The organism is Luteolibacter sp. (assembly GCF_039920825.1).
Taxonomy (GTDB): domain Bacteria; phylum Verrucomicrobiota; class Verrucomicrobiia; order Verrucomicrobiales; family Akkermansiaceae; genus Luteolibacter.
On the sequence record NZ_JBDSCX010000019.1, the window covers coordinates 1 to 5,997 of the forward strand.

Here is a 5,997-nt window from a genome sequence, read left to right on the forward strand (position 1 = left end):
CCGATTTCGTGTTCCTCGCCACTCCATCCTTGATTCAGAACCCATGCTCTCCTATCAATCTCCCGCATCCCAGCACCATAGCTTAGTTTAGCCCATCAGTGGCCGGACTTCTGGGGCCAGCTCAGAACTCTGGATTCTGCGAGCTTGCCTGTGACAAATAGTTGGGGTTACATGCTGGTCTCAACCCCAATCACTATCATGGAATGGAAAGGCAGAAGAGAGAGTGGCAATGTCGAGGACGCGCGAGGACAAAGTTCCGGAGGCTTCGGCGGAGGGGGAGGCGGCGGGCTAGGGCTGCTGATGACGATCGGCCGGATTTTCGGGATCAAGGGGATTCTGGCGGCCGTCGTGGTGGGGGCGGTGCTTTGGAAGATGGGGATTGTGGATCCGGGGATGCTGCTGGGCGGCGGGCCGTCAACCGGTTCCAGCCAGAGGGCGTCAAACCCGGAGGATGACGAGCGAGTTCATTTCGTCAAAGTGGTGATGGGGGAAACAGAAGATGTCTGGACGGCCGAATTCGCGCGGCACGGACGGAAATACGAACAGCCTGCGATGAAGGTCTATACTGGTCAGACCCGGACGGCCTGCGGAACCGGCAGCGCGGCGATGGGACCGTTCTATTGCCCGGGAGATCAGGTCGTTTACATCGACCTGAGCTTCTACGATGAGCTGGCAAAGACATTCAAATCGCCGGGCGATTTCGCGCAGGCCTACGTGGTCGCCCACGAGGTGGGTCATCACGTGCAGAAGCTGCTAGGCACTTCCGACAAGGTGGCGGCGATGCAGGGGCGGCCGGATTACAACGAATATTCGGTGCGGCTGGAACTGCAGGCGGATTACTATGCCGGCGTGTGGGCGAACCACTCGAAGGAGGATCTGAAACTGGACAACAGCGACATCGAGGAAGCGATGACGGCGGCCAACGCCATCGGCGATGACATGATTCAAAAACAAATGCAGGGCCGCGTGACGCCCAAAGCCTTCACCCACGGAACCGCGGCGCAGCGGATGCGCTGGTTCAAAAAAGGGCTGGATAGCGGCAGGATCGAGGACGGCGATACGTTCTCGATGCCTTACAAGGATTTGTGAATCCTCTTGGCTTTTCAAAGCACGGTTCCGGAGCCCGCCCGTCTTGAAAACCCAGGAGGAATTCAGCGGCAAAATGCCAGGCGAAGGAGGCGCGGGAAGAACTCCGGGAGCCCATGACAAAATCCACTTCTGATAGAAAACCCATTGAATCACCGCGGGCGATTATTTCAGGCGGATGTAGCGCTTTGCGCCTTGGACAACCGGGGTATTGTCCCGGACACTCAGAATGGTCGGGGTTTCCGCCAACGTTGTAGTGTGGTTAGAGCCGCTATACCAGTCCAGCAGGTTTGAGGAAACCTCCACGTTAGATGCCTCGACATTCGATCCGGTGGCCTTGCTCACGGTGAGGACGAGGTATTTCACACCCTTCGCATCGGTGGCGGTCGTGACCACGGCGCTGGTCCGGCCTTGTCCCGTCGGGGAGGCGGCAACCACCGGAAATACGAGAGGAGCCTCCGCCGCGAAATTCGGTTTTGCCGTGGAGTTTGTTTTCGAAATACCGCTGCCTCTCAAGGTAATGTCGAACGAGCTTTCATCGTCATCAGTGCTGACGATTTGAAGCTTGGCGGCTTCATTGCTCTTGCCGGTGGGTCTGAAAGTAACGATCAATTTCGCGCTGGCACCCGGTTTAAGGTAGTTGGTAAAGGGTGATTTCAACGTAAATGTTAGCGATCCCTTCAGGGAAAATGAGAGATCCTTCAGCCCGCTTGTCCCCACATTTTTAACGATGATGGTTTTTTGAAGAGGTGATCCCTGCGTCACAGTGCCGAAGGAAATCGTGTCGCCGTCCGTGAGCGGATTGGCATTATTCACGAAAACGGAAATCTCAGGAACGTTGGCCCGGTTTCCGAATTCGTAGGCTCCCATGTCCACGAAAGACTTCTGCACCCGGACGACACCGATCATATCGATGGGAAGAAACTCGGTAAAATCGTCGTCCTTGTCGATGTCCAGGCTGTCTTTCGGCAGGAAATTTTTGGGATTTTTGACTCTCGGGTCCCGCAAAATTCCGATGGCGGGACTTCCCAAGCCGACTTGCAATCCATCATCCGTAGTTCTCCATATGTTGTCCGCCCCATCCGGATCCGCCGCATTGATGAAGAGCGGATCACCGGCGAGGATCGTCTGAGCAACGGCCCCGAGGAAGATATCCCCGCCACCCGCATTTCTAACTCCGGCGGAGCCACCTCTAACGATATTTGGAGTGATCGTCGAGGGAGTCGGATAGTCCACCATCGAATTTCTCAGGACGCCTTTGTAGATGACGTTGATTAGATTGTCGCGGGTAAAGTCAACGGTGTTGGCGGAATTATACCAGAAGATGTTGTTAAGCATTCTGACAATTCCTCCGCAGGAAAGAGCCGCGCCATCAAGCCCGGTGACCACCCCATTATCAAGAAAGGTGCAATTGGCGACCACCAGCGAGTCGGCGAATTTTTCGCTGTCTCCGTGAACCGCTCCGCCACGCATCTGGCTGGTATTTTTCACGAAAACACAATTCGCGAGAATGGATTGCCCCGATGAAACATTCACCGCGCCTCCCCCACCCTTGCCGGTTCCGTTTTTGTCGTCGAACAAGCCGAAGCCGCTGTGATTTTCTGAAAACGAGCAGTTTTCAGCGATCAATGAACCACCACCGACGGCTCCACCGGACGAAATGGTTTTCGAACTTTCCGCCGTGGCTCCATTTGCGGAGAAATCACATTGAACAGCCGTCACATCACCGAAAACCGCTCCTCCGATCGCTGTCGCGGTCACCACATCCGGGCCCACCCCGTAAGCGGTGACTGTATTACCGGTAAATTCACATTTGGTGGCAGTGACATTTCCAGAAACGGCCCCTCCTCTGGCAAATGAGGTAGTCCCGCCGATGAAATTCTCCGCTACGACTTCATTGAAGGTGAATTCACAACGGGTCGCCTCGACATTGCCCTTGATGGCCCCGCCACCGGAATCGGCCAAGGTAATGTCATAGTCCAAGAGGATTTTATTACTATCAAAGACACAGTCGCTCGCCACCACCTTACCCGTATCATCCTCCACCATGATCGCCCCGCCGAAGGAAAGAGCATGGTTGTTCCTGAATGTGCAGTTGGACAGCGTCAGGGTCTTCCCCGCCTTCACATAACAACCGCCGCCTTCATCGTAGTGGGGAATACTGGGATAGGCCCATGAGTCCGAACCGCTCGCATGGCCGTCCTCGACGGTGAGGCCGTCCAGCGTCGAATCCCGGCTCAAGACCGCCACATGAAGTGACCAATAAACATCCTCTCCTCCCAGATTCCAGATTTCACCCGATAAAATCGTCGGATTCGCCTTCGGATTCCGCTGGCTCAGGCTGGTTTCCTTGCCGACAAAGCCACCGTAGATCTTCTGCCCATCCAGTTCAAAGGACATTTCCCGATCTCCGAAACTTCCAGATTTTCCGTCGTCCGGATAGTAGGTGCCCTTGGCCAGATAGATCACATCTTCTGGAGAGGAGTGATCCAGCGCGTCCCGAAGGTATTTGTAGGCGTCTTTCCAAGAGGTTCCTTTTCCAGACTTGGCGACCGCTCCGTTCACATAGATAATTTTCGATTCAGCTGCCGCCGCAATCGAACCCAGACACAAGAAAGCGATCAGCGCCGATTTCCCGACTTTCCCGGCCCCAAAAAGGGCCCCAATCCGCTGATCGGTCAAAAATTTCCTTCCTGTATCTTGAAATTTAATCATGCGCGATTGTTAGCATGATCCAATCCCTGACGGCAAACAATATTGTCGGAGATCGCCATGCACGGCATCCGCCCATGAGCGTTCGGAATGAATTGCCCTAGGGCCAGCCGGATAGGGCTTCGCCGGTTGATTCATGGTCTGCTATCGCAGACTCTGGATTCCGCGCTCCAATTCTAGCGGGTGCCTGCGACGGACATTTCCACGGTGTAGAGGGAATCCATCGCGGTGATGAAAAGGGTTTTCATGTCCTTGCCTCCGAAGCAGACATTGGCGGTCCAGCTTTCGGTGTTGGGGATTTCACCGAGCTTCTTGCCGTCCTTGTCGAAGACGGTGACGCCTTTGCCAGTGAGGTAGATGTTGCCCGCGCTGTCGCGGGTCATGCCGTCGGAACCCATCTCGCAGAAGAGCTTGCGGTTGGTAAGTTTACCGTCTTTGGCGATGTCGTATTGATAGGTATTCTTTGCGCCGATGTCTGCAACGAAGAGGAGCTTGCCGTCGGACGAGCCGATGATGCCGTTGGGCTGGACGAGGGTTTCCTCGGCGATGGCGGGGGCCTTCGCGCCTTTCGGAAGATAGTAGACGCGCTGCTTTTCCTGATCGGGCTTTTCCCTGCCCTGCCAGTAGTCGCGCTTGTAAAACGGGTCGGTAAAATACATCCCGCCCGCGGGATCCACCCAGACATCGTTGGGGCCGTTGAAGAGTTTCTTGTCGTAGTTGTCCAACAGGACGGTGACCTTTTTCGTTTCAGGATCGATCCGCCAGAGCTGGCCTTTTTCATCCGCACAGGCGATGAGCTTCCCCTCGCGGTCGAAGCAGAGCCCGTTGGAACGCCCGGCGGGCTTCATGAAGTCTTCAATTTTTCCGGTATCTGCGGACCATTTGAGGATGCGGTCGTTGGGCTGGTCGGTGAAATAGACATTGCCCTTGGCATCGACGGCCGGGCCTTCGGTGAACTTGTAGCCGTCGGCGGCGAGCTTGAGTTCCGCGCCGGGGGCGATGGGGATCTGGGCCTGGACAAAGGATGCAGTGATGAGGAAGAAGAGGATGGGTTTCATGCGTGGGATGCTTACGGGTTTGTGAAAGCGGGAGTTTCGGATGAAATGAATTCCACGGTCCAACAAAAAAGCCCCGGCTCGCTGTTGCGGGCCGGGGCTCTGTTGATTGTTAGCGATTACGCGGTGGCGGCGTCCTCGTCGTCGTCGAAGGATTCCTTCGGCGCGATGATCGGCTCGGGCTCCTCGACGGTGAATTCGAATTCCGCCTCGCGGTGGTGATAGAATCCGGTGCCGGCGGGGATGAGGTGGCCCATGATGACGTTTTCCTTGAAGCCGCTGAGGTAATCAACGCGTCCGAGGGTCGCTGCTTCGGTGAGGACCCGGGTGGTGTCCTGGAAGGAAGCGGCGGAGATGAACGAGTCGGTTTCCAGCGAGGCTTTGGTGATGCCGAGCAGGACAGGCTCGCCTTCGGCAGGCTTGCCGCCGTTGGCGACGATTTCCGCGTTGACGCGCTTGAAGTTCGAGCGGTCGATTTGGTCACCCCAGAGGTATTGGTCGGCATCGCCCGGATCGGTGATTTTCACCTTGCGGAGCATCTGACGAACGATGACCTCGATGTGCTTGTCGTTGATTTCCACACCTTGGACGCGGTAAACGGATTGGACCTCGTTGACCAAGTGCTCTTGCAGCTCCTGGGCTCCGCAAGCTTCGAGCAAATCTTCCGGCGACACAGGGCCTTCGGTGATTTGATCGCCGCGTTTGACGACGTCGCCTTCGGTGACGACCACGTGCTTGCCCATCGGGACCAAGTGATCGACCTGCTCGCCGGACTCGGCATCGGTGACGATGACCTTTTTCTTACCGCGGACATTGCCACCAAAGGAGACAGCTCCTTCGATCTTGGCGATGACGCAGGAATCCTTGGGCTTGCGGGCTTCGAAAAGCTCGGCCACCCGTGGAAGACCACCGGTGATGTCCTTGGTGCGGGCAACCTTACGCGGAGTCTTGGCGATCTGCGTTCCGGCGGTGATGACCTGGCCTTCCTTGACGGAAAGGTGGGCGCCGACCGGGATTGAGTAGCTCGCTTTGATTTCCTTGGTCTTCTCGTCGATGATGACGACCTGCGGGTGGAGGTCTTCCTTGTGCTCGGTGACGACCATGCCCTTTTTGCCGGTTTCCTTGTCCGTTTCGTTAGTCACGG

At 56.3% G+C, this 5,997-nt stretch carries 3 protein-coding genes and 1 pseudogene; 1 reads left to right on the forward strand and 3 read right to left on the reverse strand.

The window, feature by feature from the left end; all coding sequences use genetic code 11:
* The first annotated feature begins 198 nt into the window (after positions 1–198).
* Entirely contained in the window at positions 199–1,089 is an 891-nt protein-coding gene (locus ABIQ96_RS05035) for a neutral zinc metallopeptidase (RefSeq protein ID WP_348213466.1), read from the forward strand.
* Positions 1,090–1,251: 162 nt separating this feature from the next.
* On the opposite strand, the gene ABIQ96_RS05040 is transcribed toward ABIQ96_RS05035, so the two are convergent.
* From ABIQ96_RS05040 to ABIQ96_RS05050, 3 genes and pseudogenes are all read right to left on the reverse strand, one after another.
* The gene (locus ABIQ96_RS05040; protein ID WP_348213467.1) at positions 1,252–3,651 is read right to left on the reverse strand and encodes a hypothetical protein; all 2,400 of its coding nucleotides are present in this window, start codon (positions 3,649–3,651) and stop codon (positions 1,252–1,254) included.
* 323 nt (positions 3,652–3,974) lie between these two features.
* Entirely contained in the window at positions 3,975–4,856 is an 882-nt protein-coding gene (locus ABIQ96_RS05045) for an SMP-30/gluconolactonase/LRE family protein (RefSeq protein ID WP_348213468.1), read from the reverse strand.
* Positions 4,857–4,972: 116 nt separating this feature from the next.
* A pseudogene (locus ABIQ96_RS05050) lies at positions 4,973–5,997 on the reverse strand (DNA-directed RNA polymerase subunit beta'); the annotation flags it as partial.

Coding starts and splice junctions, on each gene's coding strand:
- ABIQ96_RS05035 (WP_348213466.1), top strand. CDS start 199: ATGGAATGGAAAGGCAGAAGAGAGAGTGGCAATGTCGAGGACGCGCGA.
- ABIQ96_RS05045 (WP_348213468.1), bottom strand. CDS start 4,856: ATGAAACCCATCCTCTTCTTCCTCATCACTGCATCCTTTGTCCAGGCC.